The organism is Spongiactinospora rosea (assembly GCF_003315795.1).
GTDB classification, from domain to species: domain Bacteria; phylum Actinomycetota; class Actinomycetes; order Streptosporangiales; family Streptosporangiaceae; genus Spongiactinospora; species Spongiactinospora rosea.
Genome location: NZ_QMEY01000013.1, coordinates 19,595 through 45,577, shown reverse-complemented (window position 1 = coordinate 45,577; position 25,983 = coordinate 19,595). Strand labels below are relative to the sequence as shown.

Below are 25,983 nucleotides of genomic sequence, written 5' to 3'. Positions count from 1 at the left end.
ATTCTTCTGAAGACGCCGCCAACGCGGAGTGCGTCGCCGCTTCGCCGTGTAGGAAGATGTGACGTGGCCAACACCAGTCCTGACCGGCAGCCCTCCTCGTGGACCTTCCTGACCCACCATGCGCGGGTCCTGCTGGAGATCGCCCGCGACCCCCAGGCTCGCCTGCGCGACATCGCGTCGGCCATCGGCATCACCGAGCGCGCGGCCCAGGGGATCGTGTCCGACCTGCATGAGGCGGGATATCTGACCCGCTCCAAGGTCGGCCGCCGGAACAACTACACGATCAATGCCGACCGGCACTTCCGCTATCCGACCGAGGCGGACGTGCCCATCGGTGTCCTGCTGGACATCTTCACCCGCCACCAGCATACCGGACGATCTAGCACTGAGTATTGAATCGATTACTTTCCGATGACCATAATGAGGTTCACAGGAACCTTGGAGGTCGTCATGGTGCGCGCGTTCCTGATCGGGGTCGCGCTCGCCTTCGGGGTGCTGATCATCGCCGTGGACGTGTTCGGCAGGAAGGCCGTCGGGGAGTTCGTGGTCGTGATGCTGATCGTCGGTGGTGTCATCGGGTTCCTGACCACGACGTCCAGCGGTTCCGGGAGTGACGGCGGCGCCGGCTACAGCGGCTCCGGCGGCGACGGGGGGTTCGGCGACGGCGGCGGAGACGGCGGCGACTGACCCGAGGGGCCGCAGGGGGTCAGGGGAGGCGGAGGGTGGCGACGGCTCCGCCGTCAGGGGCGTTGGACAGGGTCAGGTCCGCGCCTATGACGCCCGCCTGGCCCAGGGCGATGGTGAGTCCGAGGCCGTGGCCGTGGCCGCGTTCGGCGCTGCCGGTGCGAAAGCGCTCCGGGCCGCCGGCGAGGAGGTCGGGTGAGAAGCCCGGCCCCCGGTCGCGGACCTCGATCACACGGTCCCCGACGGTGATCTCCACCGGGGGCGCGCCGTGGCGGTGGGCGTTGAGCAGCAGGTTGGCGAGGATGCGGTCCAGGCGGCGCGGGTCGGTCTCGGCCACCGGGTCCCCCGAGGCCCGTACGCCTGCCGCCACCCCCACCCGGGCCGCGGACTGGCGGGCCAGCTCGGCCAGCGGCACCGGCACCCGCTCGGCCACCTCGGCTCCCGCGTCCAGCCGGGACACCTCCAGCAGGTCCTCCACCAGGGTGCGCAGGACCCGCGCCCGGTCGCGTACCAGGTCCGCGGCCTCGCCGTCGTCCAGTAGTTCGGCCGCGGTGACCAGGCCCATCAGCGGGGTGCGCAGGTCGTGCGCGACGTCCGCGGTGAACCGCTGCTCGGCCCGGAGCCGGTGGTGCAGGCTCGCCGCCATGGAGTTCACCGCGGCGGAGATGTCGGTGATCTCGTCGCGCGCGCCCCGGCCGGGGTCGACGCGGGCGTCCAGGTCGCCGTCCGCGATCGTGCGGGCGGTCGCGGCGACCCGGCGCAGCCGCCGGTAGGCCGGTTCGGCCAGCAGCAGCGAGGCGGGCAGTACCACGGCGAGCGCGGTCAGCGCGGCCTTGACCATGGCCCGGTCGAGCGCGCGCCAGGCGGACATGGACGCGGTCATGTCCATCGGCGCGACGGCCACGAGCCCCTTGCCCACCGACCGTGCCGCCCACATCGCCAGCGCTTCGGGGTTTTCGTCGAAGTACCAGGTGGCGGGGGACTCCACGGCCAGCTTCTCGCGCAGGGGCGCGGGCAGCCGGTCCACGGGCATGATCCAATCGGTGTACGGGGAGCGTTCGTCGGGCGGAGCGTTCGCGCGGTACTGGGTGACGACCAGCTCGACCTCGTACAGCGCCCGCTCCTCACCCCGCGACATGGTCAGCGAGAGTGTCGTGCGGTGGACCAGCAGCCCGACCGCGGCGGTGATCGCGCAGCAGGCCAGCGTGATCAGGGCGGCGACCTTCCAGCGCAGGGAGAGCGGCATCAGGCCCCGCGCAGTTTGTAGCCGAAGCCGCGTACCGTCTCGATCCGGTCCGCGCCGATCTTCTTGCGCAGCCGCTGCACGCACAGGTCGACGACCCGGCTGTCGCCGTCCCAGCCGTAGTCCCACACGTCGCGCAGGAGGGTGGCACGCTCCAGCACGATCCCCGGACTGGCCGCGAACTCCAGCAGCAGCCGCAGCTCGGTCGGCGTCAGCTCGACCAGCCGTCCGGCGAGCCGTACCTCCAGCGCGGCCGGGTCCACCGTCAGCTCGCCGAACCGCAGCACGCCCGGCGCGGCGGGCGCGGGAGCGGTGGTACGGCGCAGCAGCGACCTGATCCGGGCCACCAGCACCGGGACGTCGATCGGTTTGACCACGTAGTCATCGGCGCCCGCCTCCAGCCCCGCCACGACGTCGGGGGAGTCGCCGCGCGCCGACATCATCAGGATCGGCACCTGGCTTTCCTCCCTGACCCTGCGGCACAGGCCGATGCCGTCCAGCCAGGGCAGCATCACGTCGAGCAGCAGCAGGTCGTGGCCGCCGGACCGGAAGGACTCCAGGCCGCTCAGGCCGTCGGCGGCGGTGCCGAGGCGGTAGCCGTACCGCTGGAGGGCCATCGCGACGGTCTTGCGGATCACCTCGTCGTCCTCGACGAGCAGGATGGAGGTCACGCTGTACCTTACGCGCCCGCCGGACGGCCGGTGTCCTGCGAAGACGCTGATACAGGCTTGATACACGGCCGCGCGGTGGCCGATACACGGCTGCGACGCCATGGAGAAGTGGGCGGGCCACCCTGGGGGCGCACGCCCGACGGCGTGCCCCGCCGTGCCCCGCCGTGCCGCGGGCACGCGGGCAGGACCACCGAAGGACTCGACGATGCTCAGCACTCGCCTTCTCACCCGCCCGGCGGCGGTCGCGGTCGCGTTCCTGATCGGGCTGCCGGTCGTGAACGTCGCCGCCCCGGCCGCCGCGGCGGAGCCGCTGAAGTGGCGTCCGTGCGCCACGACGGCCAAGGACTGGCCCGTCCCCGAGGACACCAAGTCGGAATGCACGATGCTGAGCGTTCCGATGGACTACGCGAAACCCGAGGGTCGCACCATCAAGATCGCGGTGAGCAGGCTGAAGGCCGCCGATCCCGGCAAACGCCGGGGCGTACTGGTGATCAGCCCCGGCGGTCCGGGCATCAGCAACATCAGCGCCCCGTCGTCCTACTCCGCCAACGCCCTGCGCGAGCTGGCCGTCGATCACGACCTGGTCGGGCTCGACCCCCGGGGGGCGGGCTACAGCGACAAGATCGATTGTCCGGGCGACGAAGAGCGGAAGAAGCCGTCGTCGGCCAAGCCCGGCAAGGACGAGAAGGCGCGGGCCAGGGCGTCCTTCGACGAGGCCGCCGCGTACAACAGGCGGTGCGTCGCGAAGGACCCCGGCTTCGCCCGGCAGTTGACCACCACGAACATCGCCCGTGACGTCGATTCGATCCGGGCCGCGCTCGGCGAGTCGACGATCGACTTCTACGGGGTGTCCTACGGCACCGCGGTGGCCGTGAACTACCGGTCGCTGTTCGACCACCGGGTGGGCAGGATGTGGGTGGAGTCGCCGATGCCCCCCGTCATGGACCTCACCGCCATGGACGCCTCGGTGGAAGCGTTCGCCGAGCGGCAGTATCAGCTGTTCCTGCCCTGGCTGGCCAGGCACGACGACGAGTTCCACTTCGGCACGACCACCGCCGCGGCGGGCAAGGCGATCTCCGCGCTGCGCGACCGGCTCGACCGCAGGCCACGGGTGATCGACAAGGGGGCGGTGCTGGACGGCGACTGGGTCCGGACGACGGCGGGCGGAGACCCCTCCTCGTGGGTCTCCAACGCCAGGGACCTCGCCACCGCCCGCGAAGGCGGCGTCCCGCGGTCGGCGCGTCCGGACCCGGCCTCCCCGCAGGTGTTCGGGTTCGATGACACGCCCTTCGGGCTGAACGCCGTCCAGTACAACGCGATCTTCTGCAACGAGGGCGCCGGCGGACGCGACTTCGAGCGGCTGTGGGCCGACGCGCGGGCCCGCGAGCGTGCCTTCCCGATGAGCGGCGGCCTGTTCACCCAGTTCGCCGGCTTCTGCGCGGGGTGGCCATGGCCCGAACAACCGTGGAAGCCGGTCAAGGGGACCAGCCCGCTCCAGATCTCCGGCCACCGCTCCGAGATTTCCACGCCGTACTCATGGGCCGTGGACACCGCGAAGGCCGCCGGCGGGGCCCTGTTGACGTTCCCGGACAACGACCACGGCGGGGTGATCCGGACCCCGTGCAGCGCCAAGGTGATCGAGTTCTTCCGCACCGGCCGTACCACCACGGGCACCTGCCCCGCGGCGCAGTGAGCGCGGCCCCTCCCCATGAACGCGAACGGACGTGACATGCCCATCTTTCGGCGAATCGGCGCGGTGCTCGGCGCCGCCTTCCTCGGCCTCACCCTCATGTCGCCCCCGGCGCAGGCCGCGACCGTGGACCTGGCGGGCACCATCAACGTGGGCGGTTGCTCGGGCGCTCTGGTACGGACGCCGTCCGGCGCGCCCGACGACCCGGCCCTGATCATGACCAACGGGCACTGCTACGAGGGCGCAGGGCCGGTCGCGGACGAGGTGCTGGTCGACCGGCCGGCCCAGCGCGCCTTCGACCTGCTCGACGCCGCAGGGGAGCCGGTGGCCTCGCTCTTCACGGCCAGGGCGGTCTACGTGACGCTGACCGGTACCGACATCGCGCTCTACCGGCTGAACGAGACCTACCGGCAACTGGAGCAGAAGTACCGTGTCAGGCCGCTGACCCTGTCATCGAAGCGCCCCCAGGTGGGCACGGACATCAAGGTCATCTCCGGCAGTCACAGGAAGATCTTCTCATGTGGCATCGGCAAGCTCGTCTACCGGGTGCTGGAGACGGGCAACGTGACCAAGGACGTCATCCGGTACACCCGCAAGTGCGACACCGGCCCCGGCACGTCCGGCTCGCCGATCGTCGACGCGGCGACCGGCCAGGTCGTGGGGATCAACAACACCAGCAACCGGGAGGGCGGCCGGTGCACGCTGGACAACCCGTGCGAGATGGACCGCGACGGCGTCATCAGCGTGCACAAGAACCTCGCGTACGGCACGCAGACGTACTGGCTCACCACCTGCGTCGGCGCGGGCGGCAAGCTCGACCTCGGCCGCGCCGGTTGCCTGCTGCCCCGGCCCGGCCCGCGCTCATGATCGGATAGTGGAGCGATCCATCGGCGGGTCGGGCAGGGGATCACGCCGGTCGATCGTCACTGTGTGCGAGAAGCCGGGCACATCGGTCACTCACTGTGCATGAATGTGCGCTCTGGTAGAACAATTCCTGTGATTGTTCACATAGGTCGCTTGAAGTACATGTGCCCCATCGGCATAGTGGACGCACCATAGGCACCAGTCGTAGCGGGCAATGTCGGGGGGCGGCTCAGGGCTCACGGCTGCCCGGCCGCACCACCACACGCAAAATTGGACATGATGGATGAGTTCGCCCCCGCCGATTCGGTCCAAGCTGTTTCGGATCCTGCTCCTGCCACTGATCTCTATGGTCGCCTTGTGGGGGTTCATCACGTCCTCCAGCGTCGCGGAGATCATCACGGTCTCGCAGGCGCAGGACCGCTGGGAGGCCATCGGCTCGCCGGTGCTGCAACTGATCGTTGAGTTGCAGCGAGAGCGCCAGTTGTCCGCGGAGGCGCCGCGCGGCACCGGCTCCTACGCGCCGCTGATCGAGCAGCGGCGGGTCACCGACGGCAAGGCCGAGCGGCTGCGCGACGTGATCGGCACCCTGGACCTTGCGGCGCCGGACACGGAGACCCCGGCCCAGGTACTTGACGTGGTACGGGCGCTGGACGGACTCCAGGCGCTGCGCACCACCGCCGACTCGGGCGCGCTCACCCCGCCACTGAAGATCATCAACGCGTACGACGGCCTGATCAGCGTCGCGAACAAGCAGTTGGGCGAGCACCAGCCGCCGAGCGAGGTGTCGGTCTACCGCGCGGTGAGCGGCATGGCGGCCTACACTTCGACCGCCGAGTATCTCGGCCGCGAGCACGCGATCATCACCAGCACGACCGTGCACAACAAGATGGGCCCCACCGACCGCGCCGCGTTCGTGGCCGCGTTCAACAGCCGCCGGACGATCTTCGCCACCGCCGAGCGCGACGCGAGCCCCGAGCTGCGGGTGAACCTCGACGAGCTGATCCACGGCGCCCCCTACAAGCGGCTGCTCGCGACCGAGGACGAACTGTTCGGATGGGACACCAGCGGCAACGCGCCGCCGGTGGACCCCGTCCGGTGGAAGAGCGACGCCGCCCACATGCTCGACGTGATCAACCGCGGCACCCAGCGCGAACTGGTCCGCGTCATGGCCGAGACAGAGGCGCAGAAGACCGCGGCCTACTGGCGGTCGGGCCTGGTCGTGCTGCTGGGCCTGGCCGCCGTGCTCCTGTCGATCGCGCTGTCCTTCCGCTTCGGCCGCCTGCTGATCGCCGAGCTGCTGCGGTTGCAGGCGTCGGCGACCGAGCTGGCCGAGCAGCGGCTCCCCAGGCTGGTGGAGCGGCTGCGCCGCGGCGACGACGTGGACCCCGCCACCGAGGCGCCCGCCCTCGACCGCGGCGACACCGCCGAGGTGGACCGCGTGGCGCAGGCGTTCTCGGCGGTACGGCGTACCGCGATCGAGGCCGCCGTCGGCCAGGCCACCCTGCGCAAGGGCGTCTCCCAGGTCTTCCTCAACCTGGCCTGGCGCAACCAGGCGCTGCTGCACCGCCAGCTCGCCCTGCTGGACACGATGGAACGCCGGGTGGACGAGCCGGAGATCCTTGAGGACCTGTTCAAGCTCGACCACCTGACCACCCGCATGCGGCGGCACGCGGAGAACCTGATCATCCTGTCCGACTCGGCCCCCGCCCGCCGGTGGCGCGACCCGGTGCCGCTGTTCGACGTCATACGCTCGGCGGTGCTGGAGGTCGAGGACTACACCCGCGTCACGGTCGCCCCCATGCCGAACGCCCCGCTGCTGGTCGGCGCGGTCGTCACCGACGTGATCCACCTGATCGCCGAGCTGGTGGAGAACGCCACGGTCTTCTCGCCCCCCCACACGACGGTGCAGATCCGCGGCATGAGCGCGGCCAACGGCTTCGCGCTGGAGATCGAGGACCGGGGGCTCGGCCTGAACCAGGCCACCCTCGACGACCTCAACGCCCGGCTGGCCACCCCGCCGGAGTTCGACCTGGCCGACAGCGACCGGCTCGGCCTGTTCGTGGTGTCCCGGCTGGCGGCGCGGCACGGCATCAAGATCATGCTGCGGCCCTCGCCGTACGACGGGACCACCGCGATAGCGCTGCTGCCCTCCGCCCTGCTGGCCGGGGAGGAACCGGCCGCCGCCGCGCCGTCCGAGACGGACCACGCGGCGGTCGTCCGCACCGGCGGGCGGGCGATGCGCGCGCTCGGCACCACGGCCGTGGCCCCCGAGCCCGGACCTGAGCAGGGGGCCTGGTTCGAGACCGGGCCCTCGCGCCCGCAACGGCGGCGGCGAACGGCTCCGGCTCCGGCCCCGGCGGGCGGGTGGAGCGTCACCGTGCCCGCCCAGGACGCCGACGCGGACCTAGACGGGCTGCCCATGCGGGTCCCCCAGGCCAGCATGGCCCCCCAGCTTCGCGCCGCCCGCTCCACGATGGAGCGGCGGGCGGTCTCGGTGCGCTCTCCGGAAGAGCTCGCCCAGTTGATGTCCTCCATGCAACGCGGCTGGCAGCAGGGCCGCCGCCAGGCCGAGCAGGGAGACGACGCGTGGAACGGAAAGGACGACCATCCCGATGCCCGACCCCAGAAATGAACTGAGCTGGCTGCTGGACGACCTCACCCAGCGCGTGCCCGGCATCCGGCACGCCATCGTGCTGTCGGCCGACGGCCTGGCCATGGGCGGCTCCCGGGAGCTGACCCGGGAGGACGCCGAGCACCTGTCGGCCATCTCCGCGGGCAGCCACAGCCTCGCGATGGGCGCGGGACGGCACTTCGCGCTCGGCGGCGTACGCCAGACGATCATCGAGATGGAGGGCGGCTTTCTGTTCGTCACCGCGGCCGGGCAGGGCGCCCGGCTGGCCGTACTGGCCGCCGCCGACGCCGAGTTGGGCATGGTCACCTACGAGATGGCGCTCCTGGTCAAGCGGGTCGGTGAGCACCTCTCCACGCAGCCGAGGGGAGCGGCCCCGGCGCCCGCCTGGAACGGCGGGAGGCAGTGACAGGCGAGGATCCAGGGCCGCTGATCCGGCTGTTCGGGCTGACCGGGGGCAGGGCGCGCCCGCAGGGCGAGTCGTTCGACCTGGTGGCCATCGTCAGGACGGTCAGCGGCTCCTACGAGCCCGCGGACCTGATTCCGGAGCATCGCGCCGTGCTCTCGCTGTGCCGCAGGCCCACGCCGGTGGCGGACGTCGCGGCCCACCTCGCGCTGCCGCTCAACATCACCCGGGTCATCCTGGGCGACCTGCGCCGCGAGGGTTTCATCACCATCGAGCGCCCGCGTCCCGCGACGCAGACGATCGACGAACGTATCTACAGGGAAGTGCTGCATGGACTACGCAGCCTCTGAGCCGGGCACGACGACCGTCGCTCCGGCCTTGGCCATCAAGATCCTCATCGCGGGCGGCTTCGGCGTCGGCAAGACCACCATGGTCGGCACGATCAGCGAGATCCGGCCCCTGCACACCGAGGAACTGCTGAGCGAGCGGGGCGTCGGAGTCGACGACACCTCGGGCGTGGAGGCCAAGATCACCACCACGGTGGCGCTGGACTTCGGCCGGATCACCATCCGCGAGGGGCTGTGGCTGTACTTGTTCGGCACGCCGGGCCAGGACAGGTTCTGGTTCATGTGGGACGAACTCGCCCTGGGCGCGCTCGGCGCGGTCGTCCTGGCCGACACCCGGCGGCTCCAGGACTGCTTCCCGGCCGTGGACTACTTCGAGCAGCGCGGCATCCCCTTCGTCGTCGGCGTCAACTGCTTCGACGGGGCCCGCCGCTACGACCCGGCCAAGGTACGGCGGGCGCTGGGCCTCGCCGGGACCATCCCGGTCGTCCTCTGCGACGTACGCGAGCGCGCGTCGGTCAAGGAAGTGCTCACCACCCTGGTGCGGTACGCCGTGGAAGGCGGTCAGGCCGTCTCGGCGCACCTCGGCTGAGGCCCGGGGTCGCGCGCGCCGGGATTCATGCGCGTGGTCGCGGGTCTGTCAACGGGCGCGCAGTTCCGGGCGTCGAGTACTCAGGGAGGCCCGATGGAAGTGCTCGACGGCCTGGAGAAGGACACGCTGGTGGAGCTTCTCCTCATTGAGGCCCTGTACCACGAGGCGGAACGCCTCACCGCCTGAGCGCCTCGCTGCTCCGGCGGCGGAGCAGCGAGGCCGGCCGGTCATGCGCGCCTGCGCCGCGGGCCGCGTGGGCCCGGTCAGGAGAACAGGTCGCCGAGCATGTCCAGGAAGCCGCCTCCGTCATCGCCGGAGCCGCCGCCACCGAACTTCACGCTGTCCGATCCGTCGGGATATTTGCCGGAGACCGGGTCGGGATAGGTGACATTGCCCGGTTCGACGGGCGCGTGCGATGAGTCCTTGAGCGTCGGATCACTGCCGGGTGACGACTCCACCGGACGCCCCCACTGGTCTTTTCCTTCCCAGCGTCCCATGAGAACCCCCTTGGTCCGGGCCATCGAGGTGATGGCCTTCCCGGTCACCGTACGAAGCCGTCTCCGCGTTTTCATGACGTCCGTGCGGGCGTCAAAGGTCATCTCCACGGGAGTGGTGCGACGGGCGTCGGGGGGCGGTGCCAGAATGATGGCGATATGTCAGCCACGTCGCCGTTGCGCCTGCTGCGGGCCGCCGCCTTCGCCGCGGTCTCCGTCATGCTCGGCGTCGGCGCGCACGCGTTCGCGGGCGGGTCGGTCTCGGCGGTGTCGGCGCTGGTGGCGCTGCTGTTCTCCTTCGGCCCGGCCCACGCGCTGGCGGGCCGGGAGCGTCCGCTCGCGGTGATCCTGCCGATGCTCGCCGCCGCCCAGGCCGGGCTGCACGTACTGTTCTCGGCGGCGCACGCCGCCGAGCCGCAGGCCGCCCACGCGCACGGCCACTCCGCCGCGATCACGATCGACCTGGGCATGCTGGTCATGCACGGCTGGGCGGTCGTGCTGGCGGCGATCTGGCTGGCTCGCGGCGAGGCGCTGCTGTGGGCGCTGATCCGGCGGTTCGCGGTACGTCTCGCGCCGGTCCTGATCGCCGCCCCCGTGCCGTACGGCCGGCCGATCACGATCGTCCCGGCCGAGCACCCGGTGCCCCGGTACTCGCTCACGCTCGGCCACGGCATGGGCCGCCGCGGGCCCCCTGGAGCCCTTCTCACCGTGTCCGCCTGATCCGGCCGTACGCCGGTTCGGGTGTTCCCGGCGTGTGCGGACCGCCCGCCGGGCTCGAATCAGTTGAGAAGGGCTCACATCCATGTTCAAGCGTGTCACCATCGCCACTGTCGGCCTGGCCGTCGCCGCGCTCACCACGGCCTGCGGCACCTCCCAGGCGGCCCCCGCCGCCGCCCCCGCGTCGGCGTCCGCGAGCGCGCCGGCGTCCAGCAAGCCCACCGGGGCGGCGCTCAGCATCACCGACCCCTGGGTCAAGACCGCGGACAAGGGCATGTCCGCCGCCTTCGGGACGCTGGTCAACAACAGCGGCGCGGACATCACCGTCGTCGCGGGCAGCACGCCGCTGTCCCCGAAGGTCGAACTGCACGAGGTCGTGGAGTCGAAAGGCAAAATGATCATGCGCCCGAAGGAGGGCGGCTTCGTGATCCCGGCGGGCGGCTCCCACCGGCTCACCCCCGGCGGCGACCACATCATGCTGATGGACATCGCCAAGAAGGTCGAGCCCGGCGCCGAGATCCCCTTCACCCTCACCTTCAAGGACGGCGGCACCTTCTCCTTCACCGCCATGGGCAAGGACTTCGCGGGCGCCAAGGAGAACTACCAGCCGGGCATGGAGGACATGGACGAGGGCGGCACCCATGAGTGACCACCGAGAGTCCCCGGCCCTCCAGAGGGCCGTCCCCGGCATCCGATCGGAGCCCGGCACGACCGCGGACGCGGGCCTCCGGCCGGAGTCTCGCCCGAAGGCCGTCGCGGGTGACCGGCGGCAGGCGCGCCGGGAGTCCGGGACGGCCGCCGGGGTCAGCCGCCGGGGGATCCTGTACGGCGGGGCGGCGGCGGTGGCCGGGGCGGTGGCCACGGCCGGGCGGGCGACGCCCGCGCAGGCCGGGAGCGTGGCGGACGGGACGGCCGTCGAGGCGTTCCATGGCCCGCACCAGGCGGGGATCGCCACGTCGCCGCAGGCCCACGCCGTGTTCCTCGGGCTGGACCTGCGGCGCGGCGCCGACCGGGACAGCGTGTCGCGGATGATGCGGCTGCTCACCGATGACGCCCGCAGGCTCACCCAGGGACGACCGGCGCTGGCCGACACCGAGCCGGAGCTGGCGGCGCTGCCCGCCCGGCTCACCGTCACGTTCGGCTTCGGCCCCGGGCTGTTCGCCGCCGTGGGAGGCAAGGCGCCGGTCGAGGACCTGCCGGGCTTCAAGATCGACAAGCTGGAGGACCGCTGGAGCGGCGGTGACCTGCTGGTCCAGATCTGCGCGGACGACCCGCTCACCGTGGCGCACGCGCTGCGTATGATCGTCAAGGACGCGCGGTCGTTCGCGGACGTCCGGTGGACCCAGCGCGGGTTCCGCCGGGCCGCGCACACCCAGCGCCCCGGGCTCACCCAGCGCAACGTGATGGGCCAGCTCGACGGCACGGTGAACCCCGCCCCCGGTACGCCGGACTTCGAGCGCGCCGTCTGGATCACCGGCGGCGGCCCGCTGCACGGCGGCACCACGCTGGTCCTGCGCCGGATCCGGGCCGAGCTGGAAAGCTGGGACGCCGCCGACGTGGTGGCCAAGGAGTTCACCGTCGGACGCCGCCTGGCCACCGGCGCCCCCCTCACCGGCCGCCAGGAGCACGACGAGCCGGACTTCGCCCGGCTCGGCACCAGCGGGCTGCCGATGATCTCGGAGTACGCGCACATCCGCAGGGCCCGGGTCGAAGACCCCGGCATGCGGATCTTCCGCCGGGTCTACAACTACGACGAGGGCGTGTCCGAGCGCGGCACCGCCGACTCCGGGCTGCTCTTCGCGTCGTACCAGGCCGACATCGACCGGCAGTTCGTGCCCGTCCAGCGCAGACTGGCCGAAGCGGACCTGCTGAACGAGTGGACCATCCCGATCGGCTCGGCCGTCTTCGCCGTCCCGCCGGGCTGCGGCCCGGACGGCTGGATCGGCCAGACCCTGCTGGCCTGACCCACCGGCAGGGCTCCCCAGAGGGAGCCCTGCCGGTCAGCTCGTGGCCGGGGCCGGTACGGCGTCCTCGGCCGGGTGGTCGAGGGGGTGGGCGATCTCGTCGGCGGGCAGCCGGGCGAGCAGGATCGCCGCGATGGCGATGGGCAGCGGAAGCAGGCCCGCGATCACGAACGTCGGGGTCAGGCCGACCGCCTCGCTCACCGGACCGGCGAGCGCCATCGAGATCGGCATGAAGACCAGCGACACGAAGAAGTCGAGGCTGGACACCCGCCCGAGCAGCGCGGGCGGCACCCGGCGCTGCAACAGCGTGCCCCAGATCACCATCGGGGCGTTGAACAGCGCGCCGAGCACGAACGCGGCCACCACGATCAGCCAGATCTGGTCGGCCACCCCGATCAGCACGAACGGCAGGCTGGCCAGGCCCCACATGACGTTCATCACGGTCAGGTAGCGCCTGGGCAGCCTGCGGGAGGCCATCGCCAGGGACGCGATCGCGCCGCTGATGCCGAAGGCGGCCATCACGATCGCGTGATCCTTCGGGCCGCCGCCCGCGCCGTCCTTGACCGCGAACGGGATCAGCACCTCTATCGGCCCCATCACCAGCAGGACCATCAGCGCGGAGAAGACCAGCGTGGCCAGCAGCCAGGGCGTCTTGACCATGTAGACGAAACCCTCGCGCAGGTCGGCCAGCATCGAGCGGACGGGATGCCCGCCCGCCTCGGCGCTGCGGTCGCGCCGCAGCGCGACCGGGCGGAGCAGGACCAGGAAGACCGCCGCGGCCACCTGCGCCGCCGCGCCCACGGTCAGCGCGGCGGCGGGGGAGTGGGCCGCGACCATGAGGCTGGCCAGCGCGGGGCCCGCCGCCTGGAGGGCCACCGGGCGCAGCATGCCCTCGAAGCCGTTGGCGGCGAGCAGGTGACTCGCCGGGACGATCGACGGCAGCATCGCGGAGTAGGCGGGGTAGTAGAAGCCGCTGCCCAGGCCGCGGATCAGCGCGACGGCGGCCAGCTGCCAGATCTGCACGACGCCGAGCAGCGCGAGCACCGCGATCACGATGGCGGCGGTGGCCAGGACGGTCTCGGTGACCAGCAGGATACGGCGCTGCGGCACCCGGTCGGCGACCACGCCGCCGAGCAGGGCGGTCGCGACCATGCCCACGGCGGTGCCGGTCGAGACGATCGACAGGTCGGCGGCGCCGCCGCCGAGCGCGATCACCTGCCAGACCATGGCCATCAGCCACAGCCCCTCGCCCAGCAGGGAGGCCGTCAGCGAGCCGGTGAGCAGGCGGTACTGGCCGTACTGGAAGGGACGGAACGGGCCGCGAAACCAGCGCGAGGCGGTGTCGGCGTCGGCGGCGGTCGGTTCGGTCATGAGAGGGGCCTCCGGCGAAACGGCCAAAAGGGCAGCAACGCCACTCGCGGTGGACAACGTGACAACCGCCCCAACATAGAGGAGGCCACCGACAATTCCGGTCCGACTCCGATCAAGCCGGATCCAGGACCGATCCAGCCCGGTCTCAGCGCCGATCTCAGCACCGGCCTTACGCCGGTTTCGGCCTGGTTTCCGCTGGTTTCAGCGGCGGGCGGCGAGGGCGGTGAGGAGGGTGGCGAGGTGGCCGGTCTCCGGGACGCCGAGATGGGCGGCGAGGGCGGCGAGCTCGGTGTCCGCGGCGGTGGACAGGCGGTGGTGGGCCTCATGCCCGCGTTCGGACAGGAACACCAGCACCCGGCGGCGGTCGGTCTCGTCGGCCCTGCGGTAGACGAGGTTGTCCGAGACCATCCGGTCCACGATTTTGGTGAGCGTGGGCGGAGCCAGCAGCGCGTGGTCGGCGATCTCCGACATGGGGTGGCCGTCGCCGTCCGCGAGCAGGCCCATCACCCGCCACTCCTCCACGGTGCCGCCTGCCGCGCCGAGGGCGGCGGACAGCCGCGTGGTGACCCGCCGCTCCGCCAGGGTGAGCAGCCGGGGCAGGTCGATCCCGCGGGCGGTGGCGCCCGCCGGATCCGGGGATTCGGTCGTCGTCTCCATCTGTGACCTGAAGATTACCGTTCCGTGGGGGGAGATTCCGGTACTAATACCAAGTATGGTCGCATCAACCGGGGCCATCGACGTCGCGCTCCTGGTACCGCTGCGCGGGCCCGCGGGCATATTCGGGCCGTCCTGCGAGCTGTGCGCCCGGCTGGCGGCCGAGGAGATCAACGCGGGCGCGGGGGTGCTCGGCCGGGAGATCAGGCTGATCACGGTGGACGGCGGCGCCCCGCCGCGCCAGGTGGCCGACGAGATCGACCTGCTGGTGTCCGGCGGCGCGGTGGACGCCGTGGTGGGCTGGCACATCTCCGCCGTACGCGAGGTCGTGGCGCCGCGGATCGCCGGGCGCGTGCCGTACGTCTACACCGCGCTGTACGAGGGCGGCGAGCGGGCGCCGTGGGTGTTCCTGACCGGTGAGACGCCCGCGCGGCAGCTCCGGCCCGCGCTCCGCTGGTTCCGCGCCGAGCTGGGCGTACGCCGCTGGGCGATCGTGGGCGACGACTACGTGTGGCCGCGCAGGACGGCCGCCGAGGTGCGGTCCTACCTGGCCGACCTGGGCGGCACGCTGACCGACGAGATCTACGTCAGGCTGGGCACCGGCGACTTCGGCGGCGTGCTCGGCCGGCTGCGCGCCACGCCCTGCGACGCGGTGCTGATGCTGCTGGTGGGCGATGACGCCGTGGCGTTCAACCGGCAGTACGGCGCGGCGGGCATCGACGCGCTGCGCTTCAGCCCGCTGATGGAGGAGAACATGCTGCTGGCGACCGGCAGCGCCGGGACGCGCGGGTTGTTCGCCGCGGCCGGTTACTTCGCCGCGCTGCCGACGGCCGCCGGGCTCGACTTCGACGCCCGCTACCACCACCGCTTCGGGCTCAGGGCGCCGATGCTGAACAGCCTGGGGGAGTCCTGTTACGAGGGCGTCCGCCTGCTGGCCGAGCTGCTGCGCAGGGCGGGGGAGCTGAGCGCGCGGCGGATGCTGGAGGTGTCGGAGGGGCTCGGGTACGACGGGCCGCGCGGCCCGGTACAGGTCAGGGCCAGGCACCTGGAGCAGCGGATGTTCCTCGCGGTCGCCGACGATCTGCGCTTCGACGTGATCGCGGACCTCTGAACTTCGAGCCGCGCCCCATTGACGATTGCTTCGCAGAAAAATAGTTTTCTTATGAAGCAATACTGGGGAGGCTGATGACCGTGGCGACGTATCCCTACCGGTGTGCCGTATGTGGTCCGTTCGAAGTGCGGCGGCCGATCGGCGAGGCGGCGGTGACCGAGGAGTGCGTCGGCTGCGGCGAGCCCGCCGTACGCGTCTACACCCCGCCGATGCTGGCGCGCACCGCGCCCGCACTGGTACGGGCGCTCGACGCCGAGCGGGCGAGCGCCCACGAACCGCAGGTCACCCAGCGGGTCCCGGCGCGCCCGAAGCGCCCGGCGCCCCCGCCCGACCCGCGGTGGGCCAAGCTTCCCCGACCCTGATCTGACGGGAGACTCTGCCATGCCCGAAGTCGTCTTCAGCGTCGACCAGGCGCGTTCCATGCGCGACCAGGCCGCCCCGGGTCACAACCGGTGGCATCCCGACATCCCGCCCGCGGTCACGGTACGGCCGGGCGCGGAGTTCCGGGTGGAGTGCCGCGAATGGACCGACGGCCAGATCGGCAACAACGACTCCGCCAACGACGTACGTGATGTGAACCTGTCGGTCTGCCACATGCTCAGCGGCCCCATCGCGGTGGAGGGCGCGGAGCCGGGCGACCTGCTGATCATCGATATCCTCGACATCGGCCCGGTGCCGCAGGAGTCGGGCAGCCTGCCCGGCCAGGGCTGGGGCTACACCGGGATCTTCGCCAAGCAGAACGGCGGCGGTTTCCTGACCGACCAGTACCCCGATGCCTACAAGGCGATCTGGGACTTCCACGGCCAGCAGGCCACCTCCCGGCACATCCCGGGGGTCAGGTTCACCGGCATCACCCACCCGGGGCTGTTCGGCACCGCCCCCTCACCCGACCTGCTGTACCGCTGGAACACCCGCGAGCAGGCCCTGATCGACACCGCGCCGCAGCGGGTGCCGCCGCTGGCGCTGCCGCCGCTGGGCGACGGCGTGCTCGCCGGGCCGCTCAGCGGCCCGGACCTGGATCGCGTCGGCCGCGAGGGGGCCCGTACCGTGCCGCCCCGCGAGAACGGCGGCAACCACGACATCAAGAACTTCAGCCGGGGCGCGCGGGTCTTCTACCCGGTCTACGTGCCCGGCGCCCTGTTCTCCGGCGGCGACCTGCACTTCAGCCAGGGCGACGGCGAGATCACCTTCTGCGGCGCCATCGAGATGGGCGGGTTCATCGACTTCCATGTGGACCTGATCAAGGGCGGCATGGAGAAGTACGGGATCACCACCAACCCGGTGTTCCTGCCGGGCAACGTGGAGCCGCGCTACTCGGAGTTCATGTCGTTCATCGGCATCTCCGTCGATCACGACACCGACACCAACTACTACAACGACGCCACGCTCGCCTACCGCAACGCGTGCCTGAACGCGATCGAGTACCTGAAGACCTTCGGCTACAGCGGGGCGCAGGCGTACCTGCTGCTCGGGGCCGCGCCGGTGGAGGGCCGGGTCAGCGGGGTCGTGGACATCCCGAACGCCTGCTGCACCCTCTACCTGCCCACCGAGATCTTCGACTTCGACATCCGCCCGACCGCGGACGGCCCGAGGAAGGCCGACCGGGGCTCCTGCGCCAGCAGCAGCTGACATGTCCGACTATGAGATCTTCGAGCTGGGGGACTTCACCTTCCTCAGCGGCGCGACCCTGCGGGGGGCGCGGCTCGCCTACAAGACGTACGGCGAGCCGTCCCCCGCGAAGGACAACGTGATCGTCTACCCGACCTGGTACTCCGGGCGGCACTGGGACAACGAGTGGCTGATCGGCCCGGGCATGACCCTGGACCCGGAACGCTACTTCATCATCGTGCCCAACCAGTTCGGCAACGGCCTGTCCAGCTCGCCGAGCAACACGCCGGAGCCGTACGACCAGGCCAGGTTCCCGCGCGTCACGATGTACGACAATGTGGAGGCCCAGCACCGGCTGGTCACCGAGCGGTTCGGCGTGGAGCGCCTGGCCCTGGTGACCGGCTGGTCGATGGGCGCGGGGCAGACCTACCAGTGGGCGGTCAGCCACCCGGACATGGTGCAGCGGATGGCGCCCTTCTGCGGCTCCTCGCACACCAGCCCGCACAACAAGGTGTTCCTGGAGGGCGTGCGGGCCGCGCTGACCGCCGACGGGAACTACAACGGCGGCTTCTACGGCGAGCGGCGGCTGACCACCGGCCTGCGGGCCGCCGCCCGCGTCTACGCCGGATGGGGGTTCTCCCAGGCGTTCTACTGGCAGCACCTGTACGAGCGACTGGGTTACACCTCCCTGGAGGACTTCCTGGTCGGTTTCTGGGAAGGCTTCTTCCTCGACGACAGAGATCCCAACAACCTGCTCACCATGCTGCGCGTCTGGCACTCCGCCGACGTGGGGCTGACCCCGGGATTCAACGGTGACACCGAGGCGGCGCTGGCCTCCATCAAGGCCAAGGCGCTGGTCATGCCGGCGGAGAAGGATCTCTACTTCCCGCCGGAGGACGAGGCGTGGGCCGTGGAGCGGATCCCCAATGCCCGGCTGCGGGTCATCCCGGGCGTTTGGGGCCACTTCGCGGGGCACGGCAGCAATCCGGAGGACGTCCGGTTCATCGACGAAGGGTTGCGCGAACTGATGGCGTCATAGCGCGGGAGCGGGGGCGGTCACGGTGGACGTCGTGGCCGCCCCTCCGTTTTCGCCATAGGGCGATATGCCAATTAAATAGATGGTAGGCAAGGAAAAGCACCGTCCGTACACTGTGCCACACCAACAGTAAAAACATATGAAAAAGGATGGAGCACCACAGTCACCCCATTTAAGGAGCCCACTGTGACCATCAGACGAGTCGTGTCGCACGTCGCGCTCGCCGTCTGCGCCGCGGCGGCCGCCATCGCCGCCGCCTCCCCGGCGACCGCGAACTCGGGCGCGAACCGCGCCGCGTTCACCATCACCAGCAGCGCCTTCGCCCAGGGCGGCACCATCCCCATCGTCCACGAGTGCACCAGCGCCAGGCCCCCGGACTCGCGCAAGAAGAACGAGTCGGTGCCGCTGGCGTGGTCCGACGCCCCGGCCGGCGCGCAGAGTTACGCGATCATCATGCGCGACCTCAGCAACAACAATCTGCTGCACTGGATCATCTACGACATTCCGGTGAGCACGACATCGCTTCCGCAGAACGTCGCCCACCTCTACCAGCCGCCGGTGCCCGCCGGATCCAGGCAGATCTACTACCGCGGCAGCGCGAGCCTGTGGGGCTACCAGGGCCCGTGCTCGCCCAGCTCGATCAACACCTATGAGTTCAGGGTCCACGCGCTCAACCGGGCGACCCTGACCGAACTCAACCAGAACTCCTCGATCAGGACCGCGGCGCAGGTCATCGCCAACGCCTCACTCGGCTCGGCCAGGATCACCGGCCTGTCGTGAAGCCCGCGCAGCGCCGCAGGACCGCACGGGACCGGGGCCGCCGCTCTGGGTGAGCGGCGGGCCCCGGCCCGCTGGGGGCGGCACCCGCGTGGGTGATGCCGATCCTCACGCCGAGTGGTGGTGGTTCACCGCACGCCGCGAAGCGTGTTCAAGACGTATTGTTCCGATCACCCATCGTAATCGTCAAGGGGTTCAGCCTAGCCCGACCGCCGGGGCCATCAGCATCACGCCCGCCACGATCACGACCGCGCCGATCAGGTCGAAGACCAGCCCCGAGCGCACCATCCGGGTGATCGGCACCATGCCCGAGCCGTACACGATCGCGTTGGGCGGCGTGGAGACCGGCAGCATGAACCCGAAGGACGCGCCGAACACCGCGGCCAGGGCGGGGACCAGCGGCTCGACCCCCGCGGCGGTCGCGATCGGCAGGATGATCGGCACCACCACCCCCACGCTGGCCGTGTTGCTGGTGGTCTCGCTGATCACGATGGCCACCAGGGTGGCCAGCAGGGTCAGCCCGAGCAGCGAGGAGACGCCGAGCAGCGCGGCGGCGTTGCGGCCCATCGTCTCGGCCAGGCCGGTCGAGGACAGCAGCTTGCCCAGCGCGATGCCCGCCCCGAACAGCAGGATCGTGCCCCAGTCGATGCGCACCGCCTCGTTCCAGGTCAGCGTGAAGCGGCGGGCCCGCCAGTCCACCGGCAGCACGAACAGCAGCGCGGCGGCCACGATCGCGACGACGCCCTCGTCCGCGCGGGCCAGCGCGGTCCGGTAGGCGGCCGACTCCTCGCCCGCCACCAGCGCCACGACACCCGGCGTGATCCACAGGGCCACCGCGACGCCGAAGGCGATGAGCGTGTTGCGCTCCCCGGCCGACATGCGCCCGAGCCCGGCGCGTTCCGCGGCCACGTACGCGCCGGCGCCCTCGATCCGCCGCGCCTCGGGCCGGTTGAGCCACAGCAGCACCACGCACAGCACCGCGAACATCGCCAGCACGATGGGCGCGGCCATGAGGACCCAGGTGAAGAACGGTATCCGGGTGCCGGTGGCGTCCTCGATCAGGCCGCGGCCGATCAGGTTGGGCGGCGAGCCGATCGGCGTCAGCAGCCCGCCGATGGACGCCGAGTAGGCCAGCATCAGCATGATCGCGGTGGCGAACCGTAACCGGCGCGGGTCGGTGCCACCGGCCACGAACCCCGACAGCGTCGCCACCACCCCGAGCGCGATCGGCAGTAGCATCGCGGTGGTCGCGGTGTTGGAGATGAACGCGCTGAGCGCCATCGTGGCCAGGCCGAACGCGATCATCGTGCGGTACGTGGAGGCCGCCACGCCCGGCAGCGACAGGATCCAGAACGCGAACCTGCGGTGCAGGCCGTGCCGCATCATCGCCTCGGCGATCACGAACCCGCCGATGAACAGGAAGATCGTCGGACTGGCGAACGCCCCGAAGACCTCGGCCGCGGGAGCCACGCCGAGCAGCGCGCACAGCGAGAGCCCGAGGGCGGCGGTGACCGGGATCGGGACGGCCTCGGTGATCCAGGCCACGATCACCAGGGCGAGGACGGCCGCCAGCTTCCGCTGCGCGTCGGGCAGGCCCGGGGTGGCCAGGTAGACCCCCAGGCCGGCGAGCGGCGCCAGCCAGAGCCCCGCCGTACGACGGGCGCGCTCGAACCGCTCCTCCGCCGGGCTGAGGGTTTCGCGAATCTCATCCAGTGTGCGGTAGGTCACATCCGCGATCATCCGTCGGCCGGGGCGGCCCGGCAAGCGGAACGTCGTGACGCAGTGTCTGCGGGTGGTGGCAATGTGTCCCCGGCGTCCATTAAATGGGTTGATCGGGGGGAATACCCTAGAACGGGGGGAGCGCCCATTCGAGGGGCCGCCGAGGGGGGAAACCAGGCGGGCTCTGCCGCAACGGCCCCGATCCGCTCCCCGCCGCACGGTCCTGACCTGCCCTGCTCTGATCCGCACTGTTCTGATCTGCACGATCCTGCACGGTCCTGATCCGCCCGGGTGCGCGCTGGGCGTGCGCGTGATGCGCGTACGGCCCGATCCGCCCCGGCATCTGCTCGTCCCGTGCCGTATGGCCGCGATCCGCCCGTCCGTACGGCCCGCGACGCAGCGTCGCGCGGCCCCGACCCCGCACGATCCCCGCACACCCCGACCGTCCGTGCCCCCTACATCGATGAGGAGTGCCCTGCCCAGCGATGACTTCCGACAGTAGATCTCCCGCGCCCCCCACCCCTCCCACCCGCACCCGGCTCGCCGCCAACTCCCTGTGGCGGATGAAGTCCTACCTCCGCCCCTACGCGGGCCGCCTGGTGATCCTCTGGCTGGCCGCCTCCCTCGGCATCGCCGCGAGCATCGCCATCCCGCTGGTCGGCCGGGAGGTGGTGGACGGCCCCATCGCCCACCGCGACCCCGGCGCCCTCGTGCCGCTCGGCCTGCTGGCGCTCGGCCTCGGCTGCACCGAGGCGTTCCTCACCTTCCTCCGCAGATGGACCTCCATCGGGCCGGTCCTCGGCCTGGAGACCGCGATCCGCGACGACGTGTACGAGCACATGCAGCGCCTGCCGATGAGCTTCCACGGCCACTGGCAGTCGGGCCAGCTCCTGTCCCGGGTGACCACCGACCTGTCGGTGCTCCGCCGCTTCTTCGGGTTCGGGATGCTGTTCCTGGTGATGAACATCATCCAGCTCGTCACCGTGACCGCGCTGCTGCTGCGGATGCACTGGCCGCTCGGCCTGCTGGTGGCGGGCTCCGCCGTACCGATCGTGATCATGTGCCTGCGCTTCGAGAAGCACTACATCCGCATCTCCCGGCAGGTGCAGGACGAGCAGGGCGACCTCGCCACGCTCGTCGAGGAGGCCGCGCTCGGCGTGCGCACCATCCGCGCCTTCGGCCGCAGGCACCACGCCTACGAGAGCTACGACGAGTCCGCGCGCACGCTCTACCGCAGCGCCATGGCCAAGGTACGGCTGTCGGCCAAGTTCTTCACGTTCCTCACCGTCATGCCGAACGTCACGCTGGCCCTGGTGCTGCTGCTCGGCGCGCTCGCCGTCGGCGCGGGCACGCTGACCCTCGGCACCCTGGTCGCCTTCACCACCCTGATGCTCTCCCTGGTCTGGCCGATCGCCTCGCTCGGCCACATCCTGGCCATGGGGCAGGAGGCGATGACCGCCGCCGACCGGGTGATGGAGGTGCTGGACACCGAGCCCGAGATCGTCGGCGGCCCCGCCGCCATCGAGCCGCCCCGCGGGCACCTGCGCTTCGAGGGCGTCGGCTTCCACTTCCCCGGCGAGGCCGACCGGCCGCTGCTCCACGACGTCTGGCTGGACGTACGTCCGGGCGAGACCGTCGCCGTCGTCGGGGCCACCGGCTCGGGCAAGACCACGCTCACCGCGCTGGTACCCCGGCTGCTCGACGTCACCGCGGGCCGGATCACCATCGACGGGCACGACGTACGCGACCTGTCGCTGCCCGCGCTGCGCTCGGCCGTGGCGACCGCCTTCGAGGAGCCGACGCTGTTCTCCATGAGCGTCCGGGAGAACCTGTCGCTGGGCCGCCGCGACGCCACGGAGGAGGAGATGCGCGACGCCCTGGAGATCGCGCAGGCCGCCTTCGCCTACGACCTGCCCTGGGGCCTCGACACCCGGATCGGCGAGCAGGGGCTGTCGCTGTCCGGCGGCCAGCGCCAGCGGCTCGCCCTGGCCAGGGCGGTGCTCAGCAGGCCGCGCATCCTGGTCCTCGACGACACCCTGTCCGCGCTCGACGTGGAGACCGAGGCCCTGGTGGAGGCCGCGCTGCGCAACGTACTGCGCGAGGCCACCGGCCTGATCGTCGCCCACCGGGCCTCCACCGTGCTGCTCGCCGACAAGGTGGCGCTGCTGCGCGGGGGCACCATCACCCACGTCGGCCGCCACCAGGACCTGCTCGCCCAGGTGCCGGAGTACCGCGAACTGCTCGCGCAGGACGCCGGGCTCGACACCGAGGACCAGCGGGAGGCGCTGCGATGACGGTCACCAAGCCGGAGCCCGGCCCAGGGGCAGGCGGCGTGGGAAGCTGGCGCGGCGTCGCCAGTGAGAGCCAGGACGAGATTTCCGAGCAGGTCTCAGTGCTGCTGCGGGCCCGTTCCCGCAAGCTGCTCGGCGACCTGCTCCGGCCGCACCGCAGATCCATCGCCCTGCTGGTCGCGATCATCGTGCTCAGCAACGCGGCGGCGCTGTCCATCCCGTTCCTGGTCAAGGTCGGCATCGACGAGGGCATCCCGCCGATGCTGGCCGGGCAGGGGCCGGGGACGCTGCTGGTCATCGTCGGCCTGACCCTGGCCGCGGCGGTGGTCCAGGCGCTCACCCGGCGGGCGTTCCTGGGCCTGTCCGGGCGGATCGGCCAGGAGACGCTGCTGGAACTGCGCAGGCGGGTGTTCGACCACTTCCAGAAGCTGTCGATGGCCTTCCACGAGCGGTACACCTCCGGGCGGGTCATCTCCCGGCTCACCTCCGACGTGGAGGCGATCGCCGAGATGCTCGCGTCCGGGTTCGACAGCCTGGTCACCGCCGTGCTGACGCTCGCGGGCACCGCGGTGCTGCTGCTCGCCCTGGACGTCCACCTCGGCCTGGTGGCGCTGCTGCCGCTGCCGATCCTGCTGTTCTTCACCCGCTGGTTCCGCAGGCAGTCCAGCATCGCCTACCGCCGGACCCGCGAGGCCGTGGCCCTGGTGATCGTCCACTTCGTGGAGTCGATGACCGGCATCCGCGCGGTGCAGGCGTTCCGCCGCGAGCCGCGCAACCAGGAGATCTTCGGGGAGCTGAACGAGGGCTACCGCGCGGCCAACGCGCACAGCATGCGGCTGGTCGCGATGTTCATGCCCGGGGTGAAGCTGATCGGCAACGTCACCATCGCCGTGGTGCTGGTGTACGGCGGGTGGCTCGCCTTCGGCGGGCAGGTCACGGTCGGCGTGCTCGCCGCCTTCCTGCTGTACCTGCGCCAGTTCTACGAGCCGATGCAGGAGATCAGCCAGTTCTACAACACCCTCCAGTCGGCGGGCGCGGCGCTGGAGAAGCTGTCCGGCGTCCTTGAGGAGGAGCCCGACGTGGCCGAACCCGCCAAGCCCACGCCGCTGCCCGAGGCAAGGGGAGAGGTGAGCTTTGTGGGGGTCGAGTTCTCGTACGTGCCCGACGTGCCGATCCTGCGCAAGCTGGACCTGCGCATCCCGGCCGGGCAGACGGTCGCGGTGGTCGGCGCGACCGGCGCGGGCAAGACGACCGTGGCCAAGCTGATCTCGCGGTTCTACGACCCGACGGCCGGGCGCGTCCTGCTGGACGGCGTGGACCTGCGCGAGCTCGACGAGACCACGCTGCGCCGCGCGGTGGTCATGGTGACCCAGGAGAACTTCCTGTTCACCGGCACGGTGGCGGAGAACATCAGGTTCGGCCGCCCGCAGGCCGGACGCCGGGAGATCATGGCCGCGGCGCAGGCCATCGGCGCGCACGACTTCATCGCGTCGCTGCCGGACGGCTACGACACCGAGGTCGGCAAGCGCGGCGGCCGGATGTCGGCGGGGCAGCGCCAGCTCATCGCCTTCGCCAGGGCGTTCCTGGCCGATCCGGCGGTGCTCATCCTGGACGAGGCCACCTCCAGCCTGGACGTACCGAGCGAACGCCTGGTCCAGCGGGCGCTGCGGACCATCCTGGCCGACCGCACCGCGCTGATCATCGCGCACCGGCTGTCCACCGTGGAGATCGCCGAGCGGGTGCTGGTCATGGAGGACGGCCGGGTGGTGGAGGACGGCTCCCCCGACCGGCTGATCGCCACCTCCGGCCGCTTCGCGGACCTGCACCAGGCGTGGCTGGACAGCCTGGCATAGCGGTCACTCGCTGGGCAGCTCGCTCAGTTTGACATCGACCGTCGCCGTCGAGCCGTCCTGGTGGGTGATCTCCACCTTGACCGTCTGGCCGGGCTTGAGGGTGGCCAGCACCTCGGACAGGGCGGCGACGGTCGCGGTCTCGATGCCGTTGACCGACGTCACCCTGTCCCCGGCGCGGATGCCCGCCCGGTCCGCGCCGCCGCCCGGGGTGACGCGGATGACGTTGGCCCCCGCCGGGCGGCCGTCCGCGCCGACCGACCCCGAGACGGTCACGCCGAGGGCGGCCCGCCTGGTGTTGGTCACCTTGCCGTCGCGGATGATCTGCCCGGCGATGTCGGTCACCGTGCTGCACGGGATCGCGAAGCCGATGCCGGGGGCCGCCGCGCCCGCCAGCTCGGGGTTTGTGGCGGCGAGGGTGGGGATGCCGACCACCTCGCCGGAGAGGTTGACCAGCGCGCCGCCGCTGTTGCCGGGGTTGATCGGGGCGGAGGTCTGGATGGCGTTGGTGATCGTCGCCCCGGGCGAGCCCCGGCCCTCGGGCTCGGAGACCGTACGGCCGAGCGCGGAGATGATGCCCTCGGTGACGCTGCCGGAAAGGCCCAGCGGGTTGCCCATGGCCAGCACCATCTGCCCGACCCGCAGCCTGCTCGCATGGCCGAACCTGGCCGGGACCAGACCGGCGGCGTCGTCCACCTTGATCACCGCGAGGTCGCCGATCGGGAAGGACTCCACCAGCCTGGCGGCCCTCGGGGTGCCGCCGGTCGCCGGGGTGACCTCGAAGGACCGTGCGTCGCCGATCACGTGGGCGTTGGTGACGATGTGCCCGGCGGTGTCGTAGATGATGCCCGAACCGAGGCCGGTGCGCGTGGTGATCTGCACGATCGACGGCAGCACCGCACCGATGACCTGCTCGTACGCCCGCTCCACCGCGACCGCCGCCTCGGGCGCGGTCACGGGCGCCCCGGTCGCCGGCGTGCCGGTCGTGGCCGGGGATCGGGTGGTGGTGGGGGCGGCGGTACCGGTCGGAGTGGGGCCGGTCGGCGTGGTGGCGGGCTGCCCGCCGACGCCCGGCGGGCCGCCGCACGCGGTGGCGGTGGCGAGCGCGGCCGAGCAGAGGACGAGCGTCAGACGCCGAGTCACGTTCCCCATCCTTGGTACGTTCCCCAACCCGGTGGCCGGTAGTCCGCCGGGCGTCCGTACCTGGGGAGACGGCAAGATCGTGACGCGGGTGGGGCTGCGCGGACGAGAGGTGTGACGTAACCTGC

At 71.4% G+C, this 25,983-nt stretch carries 25 protein-coding genes; 18 read left to right on the top strand and 7 right to left on the bottom strand.

Going from position 1 to position 25,983, the window contains the following annotated elements; genetic code table 11:
* The first annotated feature begins 63 nt into the window (after nucleotides 1-63).
* Nucleotides 64-396, top strand: a complete 333-nt coding sequence (locus DP939_RS26390; protein WP_225878513.1) for a helix-turn-helix transcriptional regulator — start codon at nucleotides 64-66, stop codon at nucleotides 394-396.
* A gap of 24 nt (nucleotides 397-420) precedes the next feature.
* Nucleotides 421-687: a hypothetical protein gene (locus DP939_RS26385; protein WP_147268144.1), complete on the top strand. Its 267-nt coding sequence runs from the start codon at nucleotides 421-423 to the stop codon at nucleotides 685-687.
* Nucleotides 688-706: 19 nt separating this feature from the next.
* Here DP939_RS26385 and DP939_RS26380 read toward each other — a convergent pair whose 3' ends face one another.
* On the bottom strand, nucleotides 707-1,930 hold the full coding sequence (locus tag DP939_RS26380) for a sensor histidine kinase (RefSeq protein ID WP_113983472.1): 1,224 nt from the start codon (nucleotides 1,928-1,930) through the stop codon (nucleotides 707-709).
* Nucleotides 1,930-2,598 carry a two-component system response regulator CseB gene (cseB, locus tag DP939_RS26375; protein WP_225878512.1) on the bottom strand — a complete coding sequence of 223 codons (669 nt, stop codon included), beginning with the start codon at nucleotides 2,596-2,598 and terminating at the stop codon, nucleotides 1,930-1,932. Before cseB ends, DP939_RS26380 begins: the two co-directional genes overlap by 1 nt.
* Before the next feature lie 205 nt (nucleotides 2,599-2,803).
* Here cseB and DP939_RS26370 point away from each other — a divergent pair, with 205 nt between their 5' ends.
* The 6 genes from DP939_RS26370 (at nucleotide 2,804) to DP939_RS26345 (ending at nucleotide 9,123) form a co-directional block, all read left to right on the top strand.
* Entirely contained in the window at nucleotides 2,804-4,291 is a 1,488-nt protein-coding gene (locus DP939_RS26370; protein WP_158578697.1) for an alpha/beta fold hydrolase, read from the top strand.
* Nucleotides 4,292-4,327: 36 nt separating this feature from the next.
* A complete protein-coding gene (locus tag DP939_RS26365; protein WP_113983469.1) occupies nucleotides 4,328-5,155 on the top strand; it encodes a S1 family peptidase in 828 nt (275 codons plus the stop codon).
* A 343-nt stretch (nucleotides 5,156-5,498) separates the two neighbouring features.
* Nucleotides 5,499-7,784: a sensor histidine kinase gene (locus DP939_RS26360; protein WP_158578696.1), complete on the top strand. Its 2,286-nt coding sequence runs from the start codon at nucleotides 5,499-5,501 to the stop codon at nucleotides 7,782-7,784.
* On the top strand, nucleotides 7,765-8,190 hold the full coding sequence (locus DP939_RS26355) for a roadblock/LC7 domain-containing protein (protein ID WP_113983467.1): 426 nt from the start codon (nucleotides 7,765-7,767) through the stop codon (nucleotides 8,188-8,190). Before DP939_RS26360 ends, DP939_RS26355 begins: the two co-directional genes overlap by 20 nt.
* The gene (locus tag DP939_RS26350) at nucleotides 8,187-8,537 is read left to right on the top strand and encodes a DUF742 domain-containing protein (RefSeq protein ID WP_199565423.1); all 351 of its coding nucleotides are present in this window, start codon (nucleotides 8,187-8,189) and stop codon (nucleotides 8,535-8,537) included. The genes DP939_RS26355 and DP939_RS26350 overlap by 4 nt, the downstream gene beginning before the upstream one ends.
* Nucleotides 8,518-9,123, top strand: a complete 606-nt coding sequence (locus DP939_RS26345) for a GTP-binding protein (protein ID WP_113983465.1) — start codon at nucleotides 8,518-8,520, stop codon at nucleotides 9,121-9,123. Before DP939_RS26350 ends, DP939_RS26345 begins: the two co-directional genes overlap by 20 nt.
* A gap of 263 nt (nucleotides 9,124-9,386) precedes the next feature.
* Here the strand turns inward: DP939_RS26345 and DP939_RS26340 are convergent, their stop codons facing one another.
* Nucleotides 9,387-9,620 carry a hypothetical protein gene (locus tag DP939_RS26340; RefSeq protein ID WP_147268143.1) on the bottom strand — a complete coding sequence of 78 codons (234 nt, stop codon included), beginning with the start codon at nucleotides 9,618-9,620 and terminating at the stop codon, nucleotides 9,387-9,389.
* A 156-nt stretch (nucleotides 9,621-9,776) separates the two neighbouring features.
* Between DP939_RS26340 and DP939_RS26335 the strand changes: the two genes are divergently transcribed.
* The 3 genes from DP939_RS26335 (at nucleotide 9,777) to DP939_RS26325 (ending at nucleotide 12,298) form a co-directional block, all read left to right on the top strand.
* Nucleotides 9,777-10,337, top strand: coding sequence for an MFS transporter (locus DP939_RS26335; protein ID WP_147268142.1), 561 nt, complete (start codon nucleotides 9,777-9,779; stop codon nucleotides 10,335-10,337).
* Nucleotides 10,338-10,419: 82 nt separating this feature from the next.
* Nucleotides 10,420-10,983 (top strand): copper chaperone PCu(A)C, encoded by a 564-nt coding sequence (locus DP939_RS26330; RefSeq protein WP_113983462.1) that lies wholly within the window; start codon nucleotides 10,420-10,422, stop codon nucleotides 10,981-10,983.
* Entirely contained in the window at nucleotides 10,976-12,298 is a 1,323-nt protein-coding gene (locus tag DP939_RS26325) for a Dyp-type peroxidase (RefSeq protein WP_113983461.1), read from the top strand. Before DP939_RS26330 ends, DP939_RS26325 begins: the two co-directional genes overlap by 8 nt.
* 36 nt (nucleotides 12,299-12,334) lie before the next feature.
* Here the strand turns inward: DP939_RS26325 and DP939_RS26320 are convergent, their stop codons facing one another.
* Nucleotides 12,335-13,669, bottom strand: a complete 1,335-nt coding sequence (locus tag DP939_RS26320; RefSeq protein ID WP_113983460.1) for an MFS transporter — start codon at nucleotides 13,667-13,669, stop codon at nucleotides 12,335-12,337.
* Between the two features lie 201 nt (nucleotides 13,670-13,870).
* The gene (locus DP939_RS26315; RefSeq protein ID WP_113983459.1) at nucleotides 13,871-14,326 is read right to left on the bottom strand and encodes a MarR family winged helix-turn-helix transcriptional regulator; all 456 of its coding nucleotides are present in this window, start codon (nucleotides 14,324-14,326) and stop codon (nucleotides 13,871-13,873) included.
* A 55-nt stretch (nucleotides 14,327-14,381) separates the two neighbouring features.
* On the opposite strand from DP939_RS26315, the gene DP939_RS26310 reads away from it, so the two are divergent.
* The 5 genes from DP939_RS26310 to DP939_RS26290 all read left to right on the top strand — a co-directional run bounded on the left by DP939_RS26310 (nucleotide 14,382) and on the right by DP939_RS26290 (nucleotide 18,858).
* Nucleotides 14,382-15,434, top strand: coding sequence for a substrate-binding domain-containing protein (locus DP939_RS26310; RefSeq protein WP_113983458.1), 1,053 nt, complete (start codon nucleotides 14,382-14,384; stop codon nucleotides 15,432-15,434).
* Nucleotides 15,435-15,508: 74 nt separating this feature from the next.
* Complete coding sequence (locus DP939_RS26305) at nucleotides 15,509-15,796, top strand: FmdB family zinc ribbon protein (RefSeq protein WP_113983457.1); 288 nt, start codon at nucleotides 15,509-15,511, stop codon at nucleotides 15,794-15,796.
* 19 nt (nucleotides 15,797-15,815) lie between these two features.
* Nucleotides 15,816-17,063 carry a formamidase gene (fmdA, locus tag DP939_RS26300; RefSeq protein ID WP_113983456.1) on the top strand — a complete coding sequence of 416 codons (1,248 nt, stop codon included), beginning with the start codon at nucleotides 15,816-15,818 and terminating at the stop codon, nucleotides 17,061-17,063.
* 1 nt (nucleotide 17,064) lies between these two features.
* Nucleotides 17,065-18,081 carry an alpha/beta fold hydrolase gene (locus DP939_RS26295; protein ID WP_113983455.1) on the top strand — a complete coding sequence of 339 codons (1,017 nt, stop codon included), beginning with the start codon at nucleotides 17,065-17,067 and terminating at the stop codon, nucleotides 18,079-18,081.
* 183 nt (nucleotides 18,082-18,264) lie between these two features.
* Nucleotides 18,265-18,858, top strand: a complete 594-nt coding sequence (locus DP939_RS26290; RefSeq protein ID WP_199565422.1) for a YbhB/YbcL family Raf kinase inhibitor-like protein — start codon at nucleotides 18,265-18,267, stop codon at nucleotides 18,856-18,858.
* A 192-nt stretch (nucleotides 18,859-19,050) separates the two neighbouring features.
* Here the strand turns inward: DP939_RS26290 and DP939_RS26285 are convergent, their stop codons facing one another.
* A complete protein-coding gene (locus DP939_RS26285; protein ID WP_225878511.1) occupies nucleotides 19,051-20,583 on the bottom strand; it encodes an SLC13 family permease in 1,533 nt (510 codons plus the stop codon).
* 476 nt (nucleotides 20,584-21,059) lie between these two features.
* Here DP939_RS26285 and DP939_RS26280 point away from each other — a divergent pair, with 476 nt between their 5' ends.
* Both DP939_RS26280 and DP939_RS26275 read left to right on the top strand, forming a co-directional pair.
* Complete coding sequence (locus DP939_RS26280) at nucleotides 21,060-22,868, top strand: ABC transporter ATP-binding protein (RefSeq protein WP_225878510.1); 1,809 nt, start codon at nucleotides 21,060-21,062, stop codon at nucleotides 22,866-22,868.
* Nucleotides 22,865-24,718, top strand: coding sequence for an ABC transporter ATP-binding protein (locus tag DP939_RS26275; RefSeq protein WP_113983452.1), 1,854 nt, complete (start codon nucleotides 22,865-22,867; stop codon nucleotides 24,716-24,718). The genes DP939_RS26280 and DP939_RS26275 overlap by 4 nt, the downstream gene beginning before the upstream one ends.
* A gap of 3 nt (nucleotides 24,719-24,721) precedes the next feature.
* On the opposite strand, the gene DP939_RS26270 is transcribed toward DP939_RS26275, so the two are convergent.
* On the bottom strand, nucleotides 24,722-25,867 hold the full coding sequence (locus DP939_RS26270) for a S1C family serine protease (RefSeq protein ID WP_113983451.1): 1,146 nt from the start codon (nucleotides 25,865-25,867) through the stop codon (nucleotides 24,722-24,724).
* Between the last annotated feature and the right edge of the window lie 116 nt (nucleotides 25,868-25,983).

What these genes read in the sequence shown, in the direction of transcription:
- DP939_RS26380 (WP_113983472.1), bottom strand. Translation starts at nt 1,930, where the DNA reads ATGCCGCTCTCCCTGCGCTGGAAGGTCGCCGCCCTGATCACGCTGGCC.
- DP939_RS26385 (WP_147268144.1), top strand. Translation starts at nt 421, where the DNA reads ATGAGGTTCACAGGAACCTTGGAGGTCGTCATGGTGCGCGCGTTCCTG.
- DP939_RS26310 (WP_113983458.1), top strand. Translation starts at nt 14,382, where the DNA reads ATGGTCGCATCAACCGGGGCCATCGACGTCGCGCTCCTGGTACCGCTG.
- DP939_RS26360 (WP_158578696.1), top strand. Translation starts at nt 5,499, where the DNA reads ATGGTCGCCTTGTGGGGGTTCATCACGTCCTCCAGCGTCGCGGAGATC.
- DP939_RS26335 (WP_147268142.1), top strand. Translation starts at nt 9,777, where the DNA reads ATGTCAGCCACGTCGCCGTTGCGCCTGCTGCGGGCCGCCGCCTTCGCC.
- DP939_RS26320 (WP_113983460.1), bottom strand. Translation starts at nt 13,669, where the DNA reads ATGACCGAACCGACCGCCGCCGACGCCGACACCGCCTCGCGCTGGTTT.
- DP939_RS26365 (WP_113983469.1), top strand. Translation starts at nt 4,328, where the DNA reads ATGCCCATCTTTCGGCGAATCGGCGCGGTGCTCGGCGCCGCCTTCCTC.
- DP939_RS26280 (WP_225878510.1), top strand. Translation starts at nt 21,060, where the DNA reads ATGACTTCCGACAGTAGATCTCCCGCGCCCCCCACCCCTCCCACCCGC.
- DP939_RS26345 (WP_113983465.1), top strand. Translation starts at nt 8,518, where the DNA reads ATGGACTACGCAGCCTCTGAGCCGGGCACGACGACCGTCGCTCCGGCC.
- DP939_RS26355 (WP_113983467.1), top strand. Translation starts at nt 7,765, where the DNA reads ATGCCCGACCCCAGAAATGAACTGAGCTGGCTGCTGGACGACCTCACC.
- fmdA (WP_113983456.1), top strand. Translation starts at nt 15,816, where the DNA reads ATGCCCGAAGTCGTCTTCAGCGTCGACCAGGCGCGTTCCATGCGCGAC.
- DP939_RS26370 (WP_158578697.1), top strand. Translation starts at nt 2,804, where the DNA reads ATGCTCAGCACTCGCCTTCTCACCCGCCCGGCGGCGGTCGCGGTCGCG.
- DP939_RS26315 (WP_113983459.1), bottom strand. Translation starts at nt 14,326, where the DNA reads ATGGAGACGACGACCGAATCCCCGGATCCGGCGGGCGCCACCGCCCGC.
- DP939_RS26340 (WP_147268143.1), bottom strand. Translation starts at nt 9,620, where the DNA reads ATGGGACGCTGGGAAGGAAAAGACCAGTGGGGGCGTCCGGTGGAGTCG.
- DP939_RS26330 (WP_113983462.1), top strand. Translation starts at nt 10,420, where the DNA reads ATGTTCAAGCGTGTCACCATCGCCACTGTCGGCCTGGCCGTCGCCGCG.
- DP939_RS26305 (WP_113983457.1), top strand. Translation starts at nt 15,509, where the DNA reads ATGACCGTGGCGACGTATCCCTACCGGTGTGCCGTATGTGGTCCGTTC.
- DP939_RS26275 (WP_113983452.1), top strand. Translation starts at nt 22,865, where the DNA reads ATGACGGTCACCAAGCCGGAGCCCGGCCCAGGGGCAGGCGGCGTGGGA.
- DP939_RS26295 (WP_113983455.1), top strand. Translation starts at nt 17,065, where the DNA reads ATGTCCGACTATGAGATCTTCGAGCTGGGGGACTTCACCTTCCTCAGC.
- DP939_RS26325 (WP_113983461.1), top strand. Translation starts at nt 10,976, where the DNA reads ATGAGTGACCACCGAGAGTCCCCGGCCCTCCAGAGGGCCGTCCCCGGC.
- DP939_RS26270 (WP_113983451.1), bottom strand. Translation starts at nt 25,867, where the DNA reads ATGGGGAACGTGACTCGGCGTCTGACGCTCGTCCTCTGCTCGGCCGCG.